Raw genomic sequence first — 17,234 nt, forward strand, 5'->3', positions numbered from 1 at the left:
CCAAACTATTTTTCCGCAAAGACGCAAAGGCGCGAAGAATTTGATGAGCTGCTTCGCAGCTAGGAGCGTCCCATCCGCATCGCCGCGCCCGCGACGAACGGGCAGCCCGCCACCAGCAACAGGCTGAACGCCGCGAGCAGTTTGAGCGCGCCGGGCGTCCCTTCCACCGACCCCGCGCCGAAGATCAGCAGCGGTACCGCGAAGGGCAGCATCACCAATCCCGCCAGCGCCCCCGCGCCGCGCAGCCCGCTCACCAGCGCGGCGGTCACAACGCCCAGCGCCGCCAGCCCGGGCGTGCCGATCAGCAGCCCCAGCTCGACCTGCACCAGCGTCTCCCCCGGCAGCCGCAACAGCCCCGCCGCGATCACCGTCGCCGCGAGCAAGGCGGGCGCGAAGCCCAGCCAATGCCCCGCCATCTTCGCCGCCGCCACGCCCGCGTCGGAGAGCCCGCGCACCGCGAACTGATCGAGCACCCCGCTTTCGGCGTCGGGCGCGATCAGCCGCTCGACCGGCAGCAGCGCCGCGAGCAGTGCCGCCGCCCAGATCACCCCGCCTCCGATTCGCGCGAGCAATTTGCCGTCGGGCCCGACCGCGAAGGGAAACAGGATCGCGACGAGCAGGAAGAAGGCGACCGGCAGCAACAGCCCGCCGCTGCTCCACGCGCGCCTTATCTCGCGCAGCACGATCGCGAGGAAAGGCCTCAAAGCGCCACCTCGACCGCACCCGGCAGGCTGACAGGCAGATGCGTCGCGACCAGCACCGCGCCGCCCGCGGCCCGGTGTGCCGCGATCAGCCCCTCGAGCATTGTCACCGATGCCGCATCGAGCCCGTTCGCGGGCTCGTCGAGCAGCCACAATTTCGATCCGCTCGCCAGCACCCGCGCGATCGCCGCCCGCCGCCGCTGCCCGGTCGAGAGGAAACGCACGGGTACTTCGGCCAGATCGGCGAGCCCCACCGCCGCCAGCGCGGGCGCCACCGCGCCGCCGTCGAGCGACGCCCAGAAGCCGAGCGCTGCCGCCAACGGCAATTCCGGATCGAGCGCCGTGGATTCGCTGAGCAAGGCGGGCAGGCATCCGCGCTCGACCGATCCCGCAGCCGGATCGAGCAGCCCCGCCGCCACCCGCACCAGGCTCGATTTGCCCACGCCGTTGGGCCCGGTCACCAGGCAGGCGTCGCCCGGCCCCAGATCGAGGTTGAGTCCTTCGAACAGCATCCGCCCGCCCCGCGCGCAGGCGATATCGCGAAGGACGAGCAGGCTCATGCCGCCGCATCCTCGAGCGCGTGGATATCCGCGTCGCTCAGCCCGAAATGATGCCCGACCTCGTGCACGATGATGTGCCACACCAGCCATTCGAGCGTTTCGCCGCCCATCGCCCATTCGTCGAGGATGGCGCGGCGGTAGAGGTGGATGCGATCGGGCAGCGCCCCCGAATCCATCGAACTCTTCTCCCCCACCGGCCGCCCCACATAGAGGCCGCTCAGATCGTACGGGTCCTCGATGCCCATCGCGTCGAGCGTTTCGTCATCGGCGAATTCCTCGACGATCAGCACCACGTCGGCGAGGTGCGACTGGAACGGCTCGGGGATTTGCGACAGCGCCTCGCGCGCCATTCGCTCGATCGCTGCCGCGTCTGGGGCTTGCCCGCTCATGGCCATGGGCATAGGCCGGACTATGAAGCGACGGCAAGGAGCGGATGATGGTGACGCGGCTGACCGAGGGATTGCGGGACGAGGCGCTGGCATCGCTCCCCGACTGGACCCACGAAAGCGAGCGCGACGCGATCGTCCGGCGCTTCACCTTCAAGGACTTTGGCGAAGCGTTCGGCTTCATGACCCGCGTCGCGCTGCTCGCCGAAAAGGCCGACCATCACCCGGAATGGTCGAACGTGTGGAACCGGGTGGACGTGCTGCTCACCACGCACGACGCGGGCGGCCTCTCCACCCGCGACATCCAGATGGCCCAGGCGATCGACGCGCTGGTCTGATTTAATCCTCCCCCGCCAGGGGGAGGTGGCGCGCGCAGCGCGACGGAGGGGGAGGATTCCCGCCGCCGATGTTCCGGACCCGCCCCCTCCGTCAGCTTCGCTGACACCTCCCCCTGGCGGGGGAGGATGGAGATCACCCCCGCCGCGTTTCCAAAATCCGGTTCCTGGCCTGTTTCCGGATCGCCCCGGGCATCCAGCGCGCGGCGAAGGCGAGCCGCTTGGCGGTCTTGCCGACGATGAGGTGGACCTTGTCGCCATGCACCCCGTCCCACACCGCCTTGGCCACCACCTCGACCGGCGTGAACTCCAGCCCGGCGTCGCGCACGCCCTCGCGCGCGGTGCGGTTCGTTCCCGGCGCCACCGTGTCGAGCAACGGCGTGTCGATGAAGCTCGGCATCAGCACGCGCACCTTGATCCCGTCCGGCGCCCATTCGCCGTCGAGCGCCTCGCTCAGGCCCCGCACCGCGAACTTGCCCGCCGAGTAGAGCGCCAGCCCCGCCGAGCCATAGATGCCCGCCGCCGAAGCGGTGTTGACCAGGCACGATCCCGGCGTCGCCTTGAGATAAGGGTGCGCGGCATAGGCGCCGTAGATCACGCCGTTGATGTTGATGCCCAGGACGCGATCCATATCCTCGGCCGAGGTGTCGGCGAAGGTGCCGCCCACCGCGATGCCGGCATTGTTGAACATCACGTCGAGCCGCCCGCCGCTCGCCGCGACGAAATCCTTGAGCGCCGCATCCCATTGGCCACGGTCGCGCACGTCCATCACATAGGTGTTGACCTTGTCCGCGGCGAACCCGGCCTTGGCCGCCTCCAGTCCGGCCGCGTTGACGTCCGCCAGCCCCACCCGCCAGCCCTGCGCCGCGAAATGCTTCGCGACCGCGAGCCCGATGCCCGACGCCCCGCCCGTGATGAAGATCGCCTTCGCCGTCATTCCAGTTCCCCTCGTCAATTCTGAAGCATGCGGATCAGCGATCCGTCGAGATCCACCATCGCCGCCATCCGCCCGCCCCACGGCATGGCGTGCGGCGGGTGATCGAGCCGCGGCCAGCCCTTGCGTGATTCCGGAATCCCGGCAGCACGGCACTCAGCGTAAAAGCCGTCGAGATCGTCGAGCCTGAGGCAGCTGCCGAATGAACTCTCCCCCGGATCGAGATCGGGCCAGGGGAAGAATTCGAGCATCAGCGTGCCGCGCTCGAGGATCATCCACACCTCGTCGCGATAGCGCCGGGTGAAACCGAGCGGTGCGTAGAAGGCCTCGGTCGCATCGAAATCGCGCGCGGGCAGGTTGGGGGTCGCCTGATCGGTCATCCTCGCCATCGCCTTTTGACGTTTCCCGCTTCATCCCGCACAACTCGGCCCGATGCCAGAGCAATCGCGCACCGTTACCTTCAAAAATGTCAGCAAGCGCTATGCCGGGGGCGTGGCCGCGGTCGATGGGGTGTCGGTCGAGGTCGCGGGGGGCAGCTTTGTCGCCCTGGTGGGCGCCTCGGGCTCGGGCAAATCGACCCTGCTCAAGACGGTCAACCGGCTGATCGAGCCGAGCGAGGGCGAGGTGCTGGTCGGCGGCGTGGCCGTGGGCGCCGAACCGGTCCATCTGCTGCGGCGGCGGATCGGCTATGTCTTCCAGAATGTCGGGCTCTTCCCGCACATGACCGTCGGCGAGAATGTCGCGATCGGCCTCAGGCTCGCGGGCGAGAAGGACAATGCGGCACGGATCGCCGAGCTGCTCGATCTGGTGGAATTGCCGGCGGAGATGGCTGCGCGCTTCCCCGACGCGCTGTCGGGTGGGCAGCGCCAGCGGGTGGGCGTGGCGCGCGCGCTCGCCTGCGCGCCCGGCATCATGCTGATGGACGAGCCCTTCGGCGCGCTCGATCCGGTGACGCGCGATGCGCTCGGCAAGGCGATCCGCGCGCTGCACGACCGGCTGGGGCTGACCACGATCATGGTGACCCACGACATGGCCGAGGCCCTCCTCCTCGCCGATCGCGTGCTGGTGATGGCGGGCGGGAAGATCGTCGCCGACGCCACCCCGCGCGACCTGATCGCCGGCAAGGGCGGCGCGGCGGCCGACGCGCTGGTCGCGGTGCCGCGCGAGCAGGCGCACCGGCTGAAGGAACTGGAGGGGTGAGGGAGGGCATCACCCAATTCCTCCCCGAGCCCATCTCGGGGAGGGGGGCCACCGCGAAGCGGCGGTGGAGGGGCGCCGTCGAAGACGGCGGCTGCGCCGCCGCCCCTCCACCATCCTTCGGATGGTCCCCCTCCCCCAGCAAGCTGGGGGAGGAATGATGGCCCAAGCCTTCGCCCGCGTCCCCGAGCTGCTCGCCCAGCATCTACTGCTGGCGTTCGCGGCGCTGCTGCTCGGGCTCGTCGTCAGCCTGCCGCTCGCGATCCTGTCCGCGCGCAACAAGACCGTCGGCCGCGTCGCGCTCGGGCTCGCCAGCCTGATCCAGACCATCCCCAGCCTCGCCTTGCTTGCGCTCTTCTATCCGATCCTGCTGTCGGTCTCGGCTTTGGTCGGCGGCGGCATTCCCGCGCTCGGCTTCCTGCCGTCCTTGCTCGCGCTGTCGCTCTACGCGATCCTGCCGATCCTGAGGAACGGCGTCACCGGCCTCGCCAATCTCGACCCCGCCGTGCTCGAAGCCGCCGACGGCGTCGGCATGACCCGCGCCCAAAAGCTCCGCCTCGTCGAGGCGCCGCTGGTCGCGCCCGTGCTCATGGCCGGCGTCCGCACCGCCGCGGTCTGGACGATCGGCGCCGCCACCCTCTCCACCACCGTCGGCCAGCCGAGTCTGGGCGACCTGATCTTCGCGGGCCTCCAGACGCAGAACTGGACGCTCGTCCTCGCCGGCTGTGCCGCCGCCGCGGGTCTCGCCCTCTCGGCCGATGCCCTGCTCGGCCTCGCCGAACATGGCATTGCGCGGCGCAAGCGGGGGCTGGTCTGGGGCAGCCTGGGCGTCCTGCTGCTCGCAGTGCTGGTCGCGCTCGCGCCCGCCATGCCCTCGGGCAAGGGGACCGTGATCGTCGGCGCCAAGGGCTTTTCCGAACAATATATCCTCGCCCGGCTGATCGGCCAGCGGCTCGAGGATGCGGGGTACAAGGTCGAATATCGCGAAGGGCTCGGCTCGGCGGTGGCGTTCAGCGCGCTCGCGAGCGGGGATATCGATGTCTATGTCGATTATTCGGGCACCGTCTGGACCAACCAGATGAAGCGCGCCGACGTTCCCGGCCGCGAGGCGATCGTCGCGGGCGTGGGAGCCTGGTGCCGCGACAAATACGGCATGCGGATGATGGGCAGCCTCGGCTTCGAGAATGTCTATGCCTTTGCGATGCGCGGCGACGACGCCCGGCGGCTCGGCGTGCATTCGCTGGTCGATCTCGCGCGGATCGCGCCGACGCTCGATCTCGCGACCGATGTCGAGTTCCTCGAGCGCCCGGAGTGGCGATCGGTGCGCGACACCTATGGCCTGCGCTTCAAGTCCGCCCATCCCTATCAGCCGACCTTCATGTATCGCGCGCTGGCGAGCGGCGAGGCCGATGTGATCCCCGCCTTCTCGTCGGACGGCCGCATCGCCGCCGACCGACTTGCGGTGCTCAGCGATCCCAGGGGAGCGCTGCCCGGATACGACGCGATCCTGATGGTCAGCCCCCGGCGCGCGAACGATGCCCACTTCCAGGCGGTGCTGCGCCCGCTGATCGGCGGCATCCGCGTCGAGGACATGCGCACCGCCAACTATATGGTCGACCGCGACACCGACAAGGCGAGCCCCGAGGCGGCCGCGCGCTGGCTGGCGCGCCGTTCCGGATTGTAGTAGGCGAGTAACACACTTGGACGGAGAGGCATGATGGCAAGGATGATCGGCACGGCGGCGCTCTGGCTGATGGCGCTCGCGGCCCCCGCCCAGGCGCAGTCCGCGCCGCGCTGGATCCCCGAGGCCGGCACTCATAGCTATCGCTACGAATCGATCACCCATATCCCCAATGCCCCGGGACAGAGCTTCCGGCTCGATTACGACCTGATCTCGGACGGCAAGGGCGGGTTGGTCGCGGTGATCAAGGCCGCGGGGCACCGCGACCGCGATGCCGGCGAGTGGAGCGATCCCGAGATCGACGATGCCTGCCGCACCGCGCTCCACGCCCAGGGCAGCGAGCTCGCGCGCGTCACCCTTTCGCCGATCGCGCCCGATGTCGCGCAGAGCCTCGGCTCGGCCTTCATGCCCGACTGCGCGCCGCCCGACATCTTTTTCCCGATCACCGATGTGCTCAACGTCGCGCTGATCCAGGTCGCGCCGCAATTCCAAATCGCCCAGCTCGCCAAGCCGGGGGACAGCCGCCGCTTCCCCGGCTACAAGACCAATATCGACCGGCCCGATACCGTGGTTGGCCTCGAATCGACCGGCGGGACGATCAGCTTCGCGTCGCTCGTCCCCGGTCGCGCGAGCATCGACTGGGCCTCCGATCCGCTCAAGATCAGCCTGATCCACCGCCGCGCCTATAACGGCGCCGATGTGACGCTGACCGGCACCGAGATGTTCGTCTTCCGGCTCGAAATCGATCCGCGCACCGGCGTGCTGCTGAGCGCCGCGACGGTCAGCGACCAGCTCGACATGACCATGTCGCTCCCCGGCGGCTATTCGCAACCGCTGCCGATCACCCGCGAGGTTTCGATCAAGCCGCTTCCCTGATCGCGCGCCTGACACCGCTGACAGTTTGGCTGGCAATCGCCCGCCAATCGGCTATCCAAGGCCCCAAGAAAACACCTTGGGAGAGAATCGATGCGGCAGGCCACCTTCTTGCTGGCGACCACCGTCATGTTCGCCGTGCCCGCGGCGGTCGCCATGCAGGATCCGACGCCTGCGCCCACCGTCGCCGATCCGGCGAACTGGCCCGCCGCCGCGAGCCAGGGTCTGGTCGATCCCAAGACCGAGGCCTTCATCACCGAGCTGATGTCGCAGATGACGCTCGAGGAGAAAGTGGGCCAGATGGTCCAGGGCGACATCAGCTATGTGAAGCCCGAGGACCTGCGCAAATATCCGCTGGGGTCGATCCTCGCCGGCGGCAATTCGCCCCCGCTCGCGGGCAATGACCGTGCCCCGCAAAAGGACTGGGTCGATACCGCGCGCGCCTTCCGCGCGGTGAACATGGAGGACCGGCCGGGCCGCAAGGTCAAGATCCCGCTGATGTTCGGGATCGACGCGGTCCATGGCAACGCCAACGTGATCGGCGCAACGATCATGCCGCACAATATCGGGCTCGGCGCGATGCGCGACCCCGCGCTGATGCGCAAGATCGGCTGGGTCACCGCGGTCGAGACCGCGGCAAGCGGGATCGACTGGGCCTTTGGTCCTACGGTCACCGTGCCGCAGGACGATCGCTGGGGCCGCGCCTATGAGGGCTATTCGGAGAATCCCGAGGTCGTCGCCTCCTATGCCGGCGAGATGGTGCTCGGCCAGCAGGGCGTGCCCGGCACCGAGCGTCGCATCCAGCAGGGCTATGTCGCCTCGAGCGTCAAGCATTTCCTCGGCGATGGCGGCACCTGGAACGGCATCGATCAGGGCGACACCCGCGTCGATGAAGCCACGCTCGCGCGCATCCATGCCGCGGGCTATCCGCCCGCGATCAACGCCGGCACGATGACGGTGATGGCGTCGTACAACAGCTGGAACGGCGTGAAGATGCACGGCAACCAGTCGCTGATCACCGGCGTGCTCAAGGGCAGGATGGGCTTCCAGGGCTTCGTGGTCGGCGACTGGAACGGCCATGGCCAGGTCCCCGGCTGCACCAGCGAGGATTGCCCCCAAACCTTCATCGCCGGGCTCGACATGGCGATGGCACCCGACAGCTGGAAGAAGCTGTTCGAGACCACCGTGGCGCACGCCCGGGACGGCAGCCTGCCGATGTCGCGCATCGACGACGCGGTGCGCCGCATCCTGCGCGTCAAGGCCAAGCTCGGCCTGTTCGATCCCGCGCGCCCGCTCGAGGGCAAGGAGGGTGTGCTCGGCGCGCCCGAGCACCGCGCGGTCGCGCGCCAGGCGGTGAGCGAATCGCTCGTACTGCTCAAGAACAACGGCGTGCTGCCGGTAAAGGCCTCGGCGAACGTCCTCGTCACCGGCCCCGGCGCCGATTCGATGCAGATGCAGACCGGCGGCTGGACCTTGAGCTGGCAGGGCGATGGCAACCCCAACGAGATGTTTCCGGGCGGCACCACCATCTACAAGGGGATCGCCGACGCGGTGACCGCCGGCGGTGGCAAGACCGAACTCTCGGCCGATGGCAGCTTCAAGACCAAGCCCTATGTCGCGATCGTGGTGTTCGGCGAACAGCCCTATGCCGAGATGCGTGGCGATATCCGCACGCTCGAATTCCAGCCCGGCGACAAGCAGGCGCTTGCCGTTCTCAAGAAGCTCAAGGCAGCAGGGATCCCGGTGGTGTCGGTGTTCCTCTCGGGCCGCCCGCTCTGGGTGAACCCCGAACTCAACCAGTCCGACGCCTTCGTCGCCGCCTGGCTGCCGGGCAGCGAGGGCAATGGCGTCGCGGACGTCCTCATCGGCGACGCCGCCGGCAAGCCGCGCCGCGATTTCCGCGGCACGCTCTCGTTCAGCTGGCCCAAGACCGCGGGCCAGTTCACGCTCAACTGGGGCATGGCCAATTACGACCCGCTCTTCCCGTTCGGCTTCGGCCTCACCTACGCCAAGCCGGGCACGCTCGGCACGCTGAGCGAGGAGCCCGGGGTCGATGCCAGCCTCGCCAACACCAGCACCTATTTCGCGCGCGGCGTCACGCCGGCACCGTGGAGCTTCGCCGCCGATGCGGGGATCACCCGCAAGGTGGTCGAGGGCCCGGCGCAGCAGGAGGGCGCGGCGCAGCTGAGCTGGACCAAGCCCGGGTCCTTGCGCATCGGCGGCAGCGGCCCGCTCGATCTGCTGCGCGAGGCCAATGGCGATCTCTCGCTCCAGATCAGCTACCGGCTCGACACCGCCGCGACCGGCCGGGTCGGGCTGCTGATGGAGGGCGGCAAGAACACCGGCGCGATCGACGCGACCGCGCTGTTCACCGGCCAGACGGGCACATGGCGAACCCTGAAAATCTTCCTCAAATGCTATCAGGCCGCGGGGGTCGATCTCGGCAACGTCACCTCGCCCTTCGTGGTGCAGGCATCGGCGCCGCTCAGCTTCTCGGTCGCCGATGTGCGGATCGTCTCCGATCCCAACAACTCGATCTGCCCGGGGGCGAAGTGATCCGCGCCCTCCTCGCGCTCGCGCTCGCCGCCCTGCCGCTCCCGGCGCTGGCGGCGAAGGCGGAGCTGCCGCGCATCGTCACCCAGAATGGCCGCCACGCGCTATTCGTCGATGGCCGCCCCTTCCTGATGCTCGGCGTGCAGGCGAACAATTCGAGCAACTACCCCGCGATGCTCCCGCTCGTCTGGCCGATGGTCGAGCGCGTCCATGCCAACACGCTCGAAATCCCGGTCGCCTGGGAACAGATCGAGCCGGCCGAGGGGCAGTTCGACTTCTCGTACCTCGATGTCCTGCTCAAGCAGGCCCGCGAACACGATACCCGCCTCGTGCTGCTCTGGTTCGGCACCTGGAAGAATGGGAGCAGCACCTATGTTCCCGAATGGGTAAAACAGAATCCTGCCCGGTTCCCGCAGGCGCGCACCGCGAGCGGCGGCTATAGTTCGCTCTCGTCTTTCGGCAAGAATACGCTGAATGCGGATCGGCGCGCGTTCGTCGCGCTGATGACGTATCTGCGCGATCATGATCCCGACAACAGCGTCATCATGGTCCAGGTCGAAAATGAGTCGGGACAATGGTCGCTCGGGCGTGATTACAGCCCGGAAGCCACCGCCTTGTTCGAGGGACCGGTGCCCGCTGCGCTCGTCAAGGGACTCGGGCGCACCGGAGGAACCTGGCGGCAGGTGTTCGGCAAGACCGCCGAGACCGCCTTCTCCGCATGGTACACCGCGCAATATATCGATGCGGTCGCGGCCGCGGGCAAGGCCGTCAAGCCACTGCCAATGTATTGCAACGCCGCGCTCAGCGATGCCTTCAATGCCGAGCCCGATCCGATGGGCGTGCCCGCTGGTGGGCCCAATTGGCCCGTTATTCCGATCTGGAAGGCCGCCGCGCCGCACATCGATCTGGTCGCGCCCGATATCTACGCGCACGATTGGAAAGCCTATCTCGCCTATCTCGATCACTATGCGCGGCCGGATAATCCCCTGATGGTGCCCGAAACGGGCAACGCCCTCGATCAGGCGCGCTTTTTCTGGCCGGCGCTGGGCAAGGGCTCGATCGGCTTTTCGCCCTTCGGCTTCGACGGCGACGACTATACCAACTATCCGCTGGGCGCGAAGACGCTCGACGACGCCACGGTCGAGGCCTTCGCCGCCAACTATCGCCTGTTCCGGCCGATGGCGCGGACCTGGGCGAAGATCGCGTTCGAAAACCCCATATGGGGTGTCGCCAAGGGCCCTGACGCGGCTGACCAATCGACCGTGATGGGCCGATGGAAAGCGACCGCGATCTTCGAGCAATGGCAGTTCGGCGAGCCCGACTGGACCTGGCTTCAGCGTGACCCGCATCCCACCAAGGGGCAGCCCGTCGGGGGTGCGGTGATCGCTCAGATCGGGCCTGACGAGTTCCTCGTCGCGGGCGCGAATGTCCGGATGCGTTTCAGCCTCGCCAAGGCCGCGCCCGGCGAACGTTCGCAACTGCTCCGCGTCGAGCAGGGCAGCTTCGACGCCAGCGGCAACTGGGTGATGCGCAACGTCTGGAACGGCGACCAGGTCGACTACGGCCTCAATTTCACGGCGCGTCCGGTGATGCTGCGCGTCCGCCTCGGGAGCGTCCAATGAGCGCCAAGGAAATGAGTGGCTGGCTGGTACAGGGCGGCACGATCGAGACGATCGCCATTTCGCGCGGGCCCTTCCGCGCGCAGCTGCTCAACCTCGGCGCGACGCTGCGCGCGCTCGAGGCGCCCGACCGCAATGGCGACAGCGCGAACGTCACGCTCGGCTATCGCGATCTCGAGGAATATCGCGGCCATCCGCGCTTCTACGGCGCGGTCGCGGGCCGCTACGCCAACCGCATCGGCGGCGCCCGCTTCGCGCTCGACGGGCGCACCTACACGCTCCCCAAGAATAACGGCGAGAACAACCTCCATTCGGGGCCCCTCGGGCTCGACCAGGTCTTCTGGGACGTCAGCCACCAGACCGATCATTCGGTCACCTATTCGACGCTGAGCCCCGCGGGCACCAACGGCTTCCCCGGCAACCTCCATGTCGATGTCGCCTATGTGCTCGAGGAAGACGGCCTCGCGATCACCTTCACCGCGACCACCGATGCCGCAACCGTGGTCAACCTCACCCACCACGCCTATTTCAACCTCGCGGGCGAGGCGAGCGCGAGCACGGTGCTCGACCACTGGCTCCAGATCCCGGCGAGCCGCACCACCCCGACCGACCCGACGATGGTCCCCACCGGCGTCTTCGCCGACGTGGCGGGCACCCCATTCGATTTCCGCACGCCCAAGCCGATCGGCCGCGATATCGGTTCGCAGGACGTCCAGCTGCTCCAGGGCAAGGGCTACGACCACAACTTCGTGCTCGACACGCCCCCGGGCCGCATCCGCCGCGTCGCCACCGCCTTCGATTCCGTCAGCGGCCGCGTGCTCGAAGTCCATTCGGACCAGCCCGGCGTCCAGCTCTACACCGGCAACCACCTCGCCGGCGGCGCCGCGGGCACGTCAGGCGCCAACTATCCCTCGCGCGGCGGCTTCTGCCTCGAACCCCAGAATTTCCCCGACGCGCCCAACAAGCCGCAATTCCCGTCGGCCCGCCTCGACCCGGGCCAGAAATACACCCATGCGATGGCCTTCCGCTTCCGCACGGCGGCGGACCAGGGCGAGGCGTTTCCCGCCTGAAAATCCTCCCCCGGAGGGGGAGGATTTTACAAGGTCGGCTTCCCGTCCACGCGCCGCGGGATGCCCGCATCGCCGTCCGCCAGATCCGCCGGCAGCAACGCCGCGGGGATGTCCTGGTAAGACACAGGCCGCAGGAAGCGGTCGATCGCGAGCGTCCCCACCGAAGTGCTCCGCCCGTCCGAGGTCGAGGGGAAGGGCCCGCCATGGACCATCGCGTCGGTCACTTCGACGCCGGTCGGCCAGCCATTCGCCAGAATGCGGCCCACCTTGCGCTCGAGCAGCGGCAGCAGCTTGCGCGCCACGTCGGTATCGCTCTCGTCGAGATGCACGGTCGCGGTCAGCTGCCCCTCGAGATGCCCGATCACGCTCAGCATCTCGTCGGCGTCGGCGCAGCGGATCACGAGGCTGGCGGAGCCGAACACTTCCTCCGAATGCCCCTCGGCATCGGCGATGAAGTCCTTCGCCGCGATCGAGAAGAGCGCCGCGCGGCCGCAATGCGGCCCGCCGGGCTCCTGGCCCGCGGCAAGCTGGCTTAGCGCGGGCGACGAGGCCATGCGCGCGACGCCGCTCTCATAGGCCTTGTGGATGCCGGGCGAGAGCATGGTCTGCGCAGGCGCCACGCCCACCGCGTCGGTGGCGGCGACGAGGAAGCGGTCGAGCGCTGGCCCGTCCACTGCGAGCACCAGCCCCGGATTGGTGCAGAACTGCCCCGCCCCCATCGTCAGCGAGCCGACGAACGCCGCGCCCAGCGCTTCCGCCTTCGCCTCGAGGATCGAGGGCAGCAGGAACACGGGATTGATGCTGCTCATCTCGGCATAGACCGGGATCGGCACCGGGCGGCTCGCGGCGAGCTTCATAAGCTGGGTGCCGCCGCTGCGCGAGCCGGTGAAGCCCACTGCCTTGACGCGCGGGTCGCTCACCAGCGCCGAACCCACCGAATTGCCCGGGCCGTTGAGCATGCTGAACACACCCGCGGGCATGCCGGTCTTCTGCGCGGCGCGCGTCACCGCGCCTGCGACCAGCTCGGCCGTCCCCGGATGCGCGCTATGCCCCTTGACGATCACCGGGCAACCGGCGGCCAGCGCCGAGGCGGTGTCGCCGCCCGCGGTCGAGAAGGCGAGCGGGAAGTTGCTCGCGCCGAACACCACCACCGGGCCCAGCGGCACCATGCGCAGCCGCAGGTCGGGCTTGCGGATCGGCTGACGGTCCGGGATCGCATGGTCGATCCGTGCACGCAGATACTCACCGAGCCGCAGCTCCTTCGCGAACAGCCGCAGCTGCCCCACGGTGCGCCCGCGCTCGCCGGTCAGGCGCGCGTGCGGCAGCCCGGTCTCGGCCATGGCGCGCTCGGTCAGCGTCTCGCCCAGCGCGTCGATCTCGTCGGCGGCGGCTTCGAGGAATTCGGCGCGCTTCTCACGCGGCAGGTTCGAATAGATCGGGAAGGCGGCCTCGGCTGCGGCGCAGGCAGCCTCGACATCATCGACGGTGGCGAGCGTGAAGGGCGGCTCGATCTCGGCACCGGTCGCCGGCGAAACCGCGCGGAAGGTGCCGTTGGCCCCCGCAACACGCTGGGTCGCAATGAACAATTCGCCGGTCAGCCCCATGGGTCGCTCCTCACCTGATTCGCCAAAGTTAGCGGTAACAATTCGAGGCGGGATTTAGGGACCAAAGCCCGTTCGTTCAAGCCGCGAGGGCATGGGCTGAATAGCGCGCGCTAGCAGCAGCCGCGGGCTTCCATCGTATCAGTCAGCCCGCGATCCACCAGCCCCGCCATCGCGTCATGCGCGCGCTGGGGGTCCTGCGCCTCGATCGCATGGAACACTTCGAGATGGACCGGCAGCGCGTCGAGCGCAGCGGGCAGGCGGTCCTGCTTGAACGCCGTGGTCAGCTCGATCGCGGTCGCGACACCGTTGGTCAGCGAGATCACGAAATCATTATGGCTCGCCTCGAGCAGCGCCGCATGGAATTCATGGTCGCACGCGCGGCCTTCCTCGGTCGCGAAGGTGTGCTTCGCCACCCCGGCAAGCCCCTCGCGCATCCGCTCGAGCTGTTCGGGGGTGCGCCGGATCGCCGCCAGCCGCGCCGCGTCGGGCTCGACGATGCGGCGAAGCTCGAACAGGCTCTCGATCAGCGCGGGCTCGGGATCGGTGGCCGCGAACATCCAGCCGAGCACATCGGGATCGAGCAGGTGCCAGTCGGCGCGCGCGCTCACCTGCGTCCCGATCTTGGGCCGCGAATGCACCAGGCCCTTGGCCGCGAGGATCCGGATCGCCTCGCGATAGGCGGTACGCGAAACCTTGAACTGCTCGCTCGCCGCGATTTCGCCCTCGAGCAGCTCGCCCGGCTGGAGCGCGCCCGTGACGATTCGGATGCCCAGGTCGCGCGCCACCGTGCCGTGCAGGCGCAGCGATTTTGGCCGCGAAGCGCGCTTCGATTTGGAGATTTTCGCCGCCGGGGCCGATAGGGCCATCCGGCTCCGGGGCTGGCGAGAGGCGCTGGCGGAGACGGAGGGATTCGAACCCTCGGTACGGGATTTACCCATACGGCGGTTTAGCAAACCGCTGGTTTCAGCCACTCACCCACGTCTCCGGAAAAAGGGCCAGAAGCCGCGGCTATAGCGGCGCTTTTGGGCGAGGGTCAACGCCTCCAACCGATCCGGCTTGATTTAGACTCGTCTTGTCGCCCGTTCATTGCCGGTGCAGGGCCACGGGCATAGCGTTTCCCATGCGTTTCTATGTGGGGATGGGGTTTATGCGTCTCGTATCGAAGATGCTGTGCATCGCTGCCGCCGGGCTCGCGCTGGTCGCGCCCGCGACGGCCCAGATCACCCGGATCGATCCGAACACCCAGATCGATTCGGACCTGCGCTCGCCGCCGCCGCCCGCGCAGCAGCCGCAGGACGCCCCGCCGCCCCAGACCGGCACCCCGGCCGATGGCGGCGATGCCGATCCCACCGCCAATCCTGTGGCGCTGCAGCAGCCGGCCGATGCCCGCGCGCGCGCGGCGGGCACCTATCAGCGCGACGATCTGATCGGCGCGGCGGAGGGGGTGTTCGGCAAGGGCGCCTCGGGCCTCGCCAAGATCATCGAGGACATCCTCAAGGACCAGGGCGAGCCCAACGCCTATATCGCCGGGCGCGAGGCCTCGGGCGCGCTCGTCTTCGGGCTGCGCTACGGCTCGGGGATGATGTTCCACAAGGTCGAGGGCGAGCGGAAGGTCTATTGGACCGGCCCCTCGGTCGGCTTCGATGTCGGCGGCGACGCCAACAAGGTCTTCGTGCTCGTCTATAATCTCTACGACAGCCAGGAGCTCTACAAGCGCTTCCCTGCGGGCGAGGGCCATCTCTATCTGGTGGGCGGCTTCTCGGCGAGCTATCTGCGCCGCGGCGACGTGGTGCTGATCCCGGTGCGGCTCGGCGTCGGCTGGCGGCTGGGGGTCAATGCCGGCTATATGAAGTTCACCGAGCGCCGCCGCTTCCTGCCCTTCTGAGGGCGCGGCGGCCGGCCAATTCGGGCGTGGAACACGGCCCCCGCCCGCCTATAGTCGCCCGATGAGCGACGCGCTTCCCGATTCGGATCCCGAGGCGCCGCGCGGCTTGCTCGCGACGCTCGGCCCGGGGCTGATCACCGGCGCCGCCGACGACGATCCGAGCGGAATCGGCACGCACAGCCAGGTCGGCGCGCAATTCGGCTATGGGCTGGCCTGGACCTTCGTGCTCAGCTTTCCGCTGATGGTCGCGATCCAGCTCGTCGCCGCCGAAATCGGCCGGGTCACCGGCGCCGGGATCGCCGGCAATCTGCGCCGGCATTATCCGCGCCCGGTGCTCTGGACGATGGTCGGGCTGCTGCTCGTCGCCAATATCGTCAATCTCGGCGCCGATCTGAGCGCGATGGGCGCCGCGCTCCAGCTGCTCGCGGGCGGCAATGCCGTGCTCTACACCTTGCTGTTCGGCATCGTCTGCGTCCTGCTCGAAGTCGCGCTCAGCTACCGGCGCTATTCGGCGATCCTCAAATGGACGACGCTGTCGCTGTTCACCTATGTCGCGGTGGTCGCGGTCGCGGGGGTGCCGTGGGGGCGCGCGCTGCGTTCGCTGGTCGTCCCCGAGATCCAGTGGAACGCCGCCTATGCGACCGCGTTCGTCGCGATCCTCGGCACCACGATCAGCCCCTATCTCTTCTTCTGGCAGGCCGCGCAGGAAGTGGAGGAACAGCACCGCCGCCATGCCAAGCCGCTCTGCGTCGCCCCGCGCGATGCGGGCCCCGAGCTCCGGCGCATCCGCACCGATACGCTGGTGGGGATGGCGTTCAGCACACTCGTCAGCCTCGCGATCGTCTTCGCCACCGCGGCGACGCTCAACGCCAACGGGATCACCGATATCGCCACCTCGTCGCAGGCGGCGGAGGCGCTACGTCCGATCGCCGGGCAGTTCGCCTTCGCGATGTTCGCGATCGGAATCATCGGCACCGGGCTGCTCGCGGTGCCGGTGCTCGCGGGCTCGGCGGCCTATGCCGTGACCGGGATGGTCAACGCCCCCGGAAGCCTCGATGCCAAGCCGCTCAAGGCGCGGCTCTTCTATGCCACGATCGCGGTGACGACGCTCGCGGGCGCCGCGCTTCAGACGATCGGGATCGATCCGGTCAAGGCGCTCTACTGGGCGGCGGTGGTCAATGGCGTGCTCGCCGCGCCGCTGATGGTGGTGATGATGCTGATCGCACGCAACCGCCGCGCGATGGGCCAGCTTACCCTGCCCTTCGGCACGACGCTGCTCGGCTGGGGCGCGACGCTGGTGATGGCCGCCGCGACCGCGATCTTCTTCCTGTTCGCGCTGTAGAAACTACCAGGGCGAGGCGCGTCCGTCCTTGGGCCCCCAATCGTCGAACACCATCGCCACGCCATCCGCCCCCACGAAGAAGCTCAGCCGCATCACGCCCTGGCGCGGGCTGAAGTCGATCGTTACCATATTGCCGCTGACCGAATAGCGCCCCTCGCACGCCGCGGGTTCGCAGTCGCTATTGGCCGCCTTGCCCTCGCCCGCCTTGCGGCCGGCGCGAAAGCTCAGCAGCCGGCTGGCGCTATTGCGCTGGTGCCATACGGGCACGCGCGAATGCTCGGGATAGCTGCGCGGGGTCTTGAGCACGCGGACGACCTCGTCCTGCGTCATCGCCCGCAGCCCGGCCAGCGGCACGCTGGCATAGGCCCCGGTCGGCGCCTCGGGCCCCAAAGTCCTTGGCCCGGCGATCCCGGACTCACCGCCCGGCGCGGGCGCCGCGGCGAGCAGCACCGCCATCAATCCCAGTCGCATCGCCGTCTCCCTCCGCGGCGAGA

At 68.7% G+C, this 17,234-nt stretch carries 17 protein-coding genes and 1 tRNA gene; 9 read left to right on the plus strand and 9 right to left on the minus strand.

All coding sequences use genetic code 11. The features are described 5' to 3' along the window. Nucleotides 1-59: 59 nt before the first annotated feature. Genes OF829_RS04045 through OF829_RS04055 form a run of 3 tightly spaced genes read right to left on the minus strand, consistent with a single transcriptional unit; the run spans nucleotide 60 to nucleotide 1,656 of the window. A complete protein-coding gene (locus tag OF829_RS04045; RefSeq protein ID WP_264938663.1) occupies nucleotides 60-704 on the minus strand; it encodes a heme exporter protein CcmB in 645 nt (214 codons plus the stop codon). Beyond that, complete coding sequence (gene ccmA / locus OF829_RS04050) at nucleotides 701-1,261, minus strand: heme ABC exporter ATP-binding protein CcmA (protein ID WP_264938664.1); 561 nt, start codon at nucleotides 1,259-1,261, stop codon at nucleotides 701-703. The genes OF829_RS04045 and ccmA overlap by 4 nt, the downstream gene beginning before the upstream one ends. Next, entirely contained in the window at nucleotides 1,258-1,656 is a 399-nt protein-coding gene (locus OF829_RS04055; protein ID WP_264938804.1) for a metallopeptidase family protein, read from the minus strand. The genes ccmA and OF829_RS04055 overlap by 4 nt, the downstream gene beginning before the upstream one ends. Before the next feature lie 38 nt (nucleotides 1,657-1,694). Between OF829_RS04055 and OF829_RS04060 the strand changes: the two genes are divergently transcribed. Further along, nucleotides 1,695-1,985, plus strand: a complete 291-nt coding sequence (locus tag OF829_RS04060) for a 4a-hydroxytetrahydrobiopterin dehydratase (RefSeq protein ID WP_264938665.1) — start codon at nucleotides 1,695-1,697, stop codon at nucleotides 1,983-1,985. A 133-nt stretch (nucleotides 1,986-2,118) separates the two neighbouring features. Here OF829_RS04060 and OF829_RS04065 read toward each other — a convergent pair whose 3' ends face one another. Together OF829_RS04065 and OF829_RS04070 are read right to left on the minus strand one after the other, a co-directional pair. After that, complete coding sequence (locus OF829_RS04065; protein ID WP_264938666.1) at nucleotides 2,119-2,919, minus strand: SDR family oxidoreductase; 801 nt, start codon at nucleotides 2,917-2,919, stop codon at nucleotides 2,119-2,121. A gap of 14 nt (nucleotides 2,920-2,933) precedes the next feature. Continuing rightward, nucleotides 2,934-3,296 (minus strand): bleomycin resistance protein, encoded by a 363-nt coding sequence (locus OF829_RS04070; RefSeq protein ID WP_264938667.1) that lies wholly within the window; start codon nucleotides 3,294-3,296, stop codon nucleotides 2,934-2,936. Nucleotides 3,297-3,348: 52 nt separating this feature from the next. Here OF829_RS04070 and OF829_RS04075 point away from each other — a divergent pair, with 52 nt between their 5' ends. From OF829_RS04075 to OF829_RS04100, 6 genes are all read left to right on the plus strand, one after another. Then, nucleotides 3,349-4,116: an ATP-binding cassette domain-containing protein gene (locus OF829_RS04075; RefSeq protein WP_264938668.1), complete on the plus strand. Its 768-nt coding sequence runs from the start codon at nucleotides 3,349-3,351 to the stop codon at nucleotides 4,114-4,116. A 157-nt stretch (nucleotides 4,117-4,273) separates the two neighbouring features. Then, nucleotides 4,274-5,797: an ABC transporter permease/substrate-binding protein gene (locus OF829_RS04080; protein WP_264938669.1), complete on the plus strand. Its 1,524-nt coding sequence runs from the start codon at nucleotides 4,274-4,276 to the stop codon at nucleotides 5,795-5,797. Nucleotides 5,798-5,830: 33 nt separating this feature from the next. Next, on the plus strand, nucleotides 5,831-6,670 hold the full coding sequence (locus OF829_RS04085; RefSeq protein ID WP_264938670.1) for a hypothetical protein: 840 nt from the start codon (nucleotides 5,831-5,833) through the stop codon (nucleotides 6,668-6,670). A gap of 90 nt (nucleotides 6,671-6,760) precedes the next feature. Next, nucleotides 6,761-9,223 carry a glycoside hydrolase family 3 protein gene (locus OF829_RS04090; RefSeq protein ID WP_264938671.1) on the plus strand — a complete coding sequence of 821 codons (2,463 nt, stop codon included), beginning with the start codon at nucleotides 6,761-6,763 and terminating at the stop codon, nucleotides 9,221-9,223. Continuing rightward, nucleotides 9,223-10,842 carry a DUF5597 domain-containing protein gene (locus OF829_RS04095; protein WP_406701400.1) on the plus strand — a complete coding sequence of 540 codons (1,620 nt, stop codon included), beginning with the start codon at nucleotides 9,223-9,225 and terminating at the stop codon, nucleotides 10,840-10,842. Before OF829_RS04090 ends, OF829_RS04095 begins: the two co-directional genes overlap by 1 nt. After that, the gene (locus tag OF829_RS04100) at nucleotides 10,839-11,909 is read left to right on the plus strand and encodes an aldose epimerase family protein (RefSeq protein ID WP_264938672.1); all 1,071 of its coding nucleotides are present in this window, start codon (nucleotides 10,839-10,841) and stop codon (nucleotides 11,907-11,909) included. Before OF829_RS04095 ends, OF829_RS04100 begins: the two co-directional genes overlap by 4 nt. A 26-nt stretch (nucleotides 11,910-11,935) precedes the next feature. Here the strand turns inward: OF829_RS04100 and OF829_RS04105 are convergent, their stop codons facing one another. The 3 genes from OF829_RS04105 to OF829_RS04115 all read right to left on the minus strand — a co-directional run bounded on the left by OF829_RS04105 (nucleotide 11,936) and on the right by OF829_RS04115 (nucleotide 14,498). Continuing rightward, nucleotides 11,936-13,513: an aldehyde dehydrogenase (NADP(+)) gene (locus OF829_RS04105; protein WP_264938673.1), complete on the minus strand. Its 1,578-nt coding sequence runs from the start codon at nucleotides 13,511-13,513 to the stop codon at nucleotides 11,936-11,938. A 110-nt stretch (nucleotides 13,514-13,623) separates the two neighbouring features. After that, nucleotides 13,624-14,379: a FadR/GntR family transcriptional regulator gene (locus OF829_RS04110; RefSeq protein ID WP_264938674.1), complete on the minus strand. Its 756-nt coding sequence runs from the start codon at nucleotides 14,377-14,379 to the stop codon at nucleotides 13,624-13,626. A 26-nt stretch (nucleotides 14,380-14,405) separates the two neighbouring features. Continuing rightward, nucleotides 14,406-14,498 (minus strand) — tRNA-Ser (locus OF829_RS04115). A 153-nt stretch (nucleotides 14,499-14,651) separates the two neighbouring features. On the opposite strand from OF829_RS04115, the gene OF829_RS04120 reads away from it, so the two are divergent. Together OF829_RS04120 and OF829_RS04125 are read left to right on the plus strand one after the other, a co-directional pair. Further along, nucleotides 14,652-15,398, plus strand: a complete 747-nt coding sequence (locus OF829_RS04120; protein ID WP_264938805.1) for a DUF1134 domain-containing protein — start codon at nucleotides 14,652-14,654, stop codon at nucleotides 15,396-15,398. 61 nt (nucleotides 15,399-15,459) lie between these two features. Beyond that, the gene (locus OF829_RS04125; RefSeq protein ID WP_264938675.1) at nucleotides 15,460-16,740 is read left to right on the plus strand and encodes an NRAMP family divalent metal transporter; all 1,281 of its coding nucleotides are present in this window, start codon (nucleotides 15,460-15,462) and stop codon (nucleotides 16,738-16,740) included. A gap of 3 nt (nucleotides 16,741-16,743) precedes the next feature. Here OF829_RS04125 and OF829_RS04130 read toward each other — a convergent pair whose 3' ends face one another. After that, on the minus strand, nucleotides 16,744-17,211 hold the full coding sequence (locus OF829_RS04130) for a hypothetical protein (RefSeq protein WP_264938676.1): 468 nt from the start codon (nucleotides 17,209-17,211) through the stop codon (nucleotides 16,744-16,746). Nucleotides 17,212-17,234 lie beyond the last annotated feature (23 nt).

The organism is Sphingomonas caeni, assembly GCF_026013415.1.
Taxonomy (GTDB): Bacteria; Pseudomonadota; Alphaproteobacteria; order Sphingomonadales; family Sphingomonadaceae; genus Sphingomonas; species Sphingomonas caeni.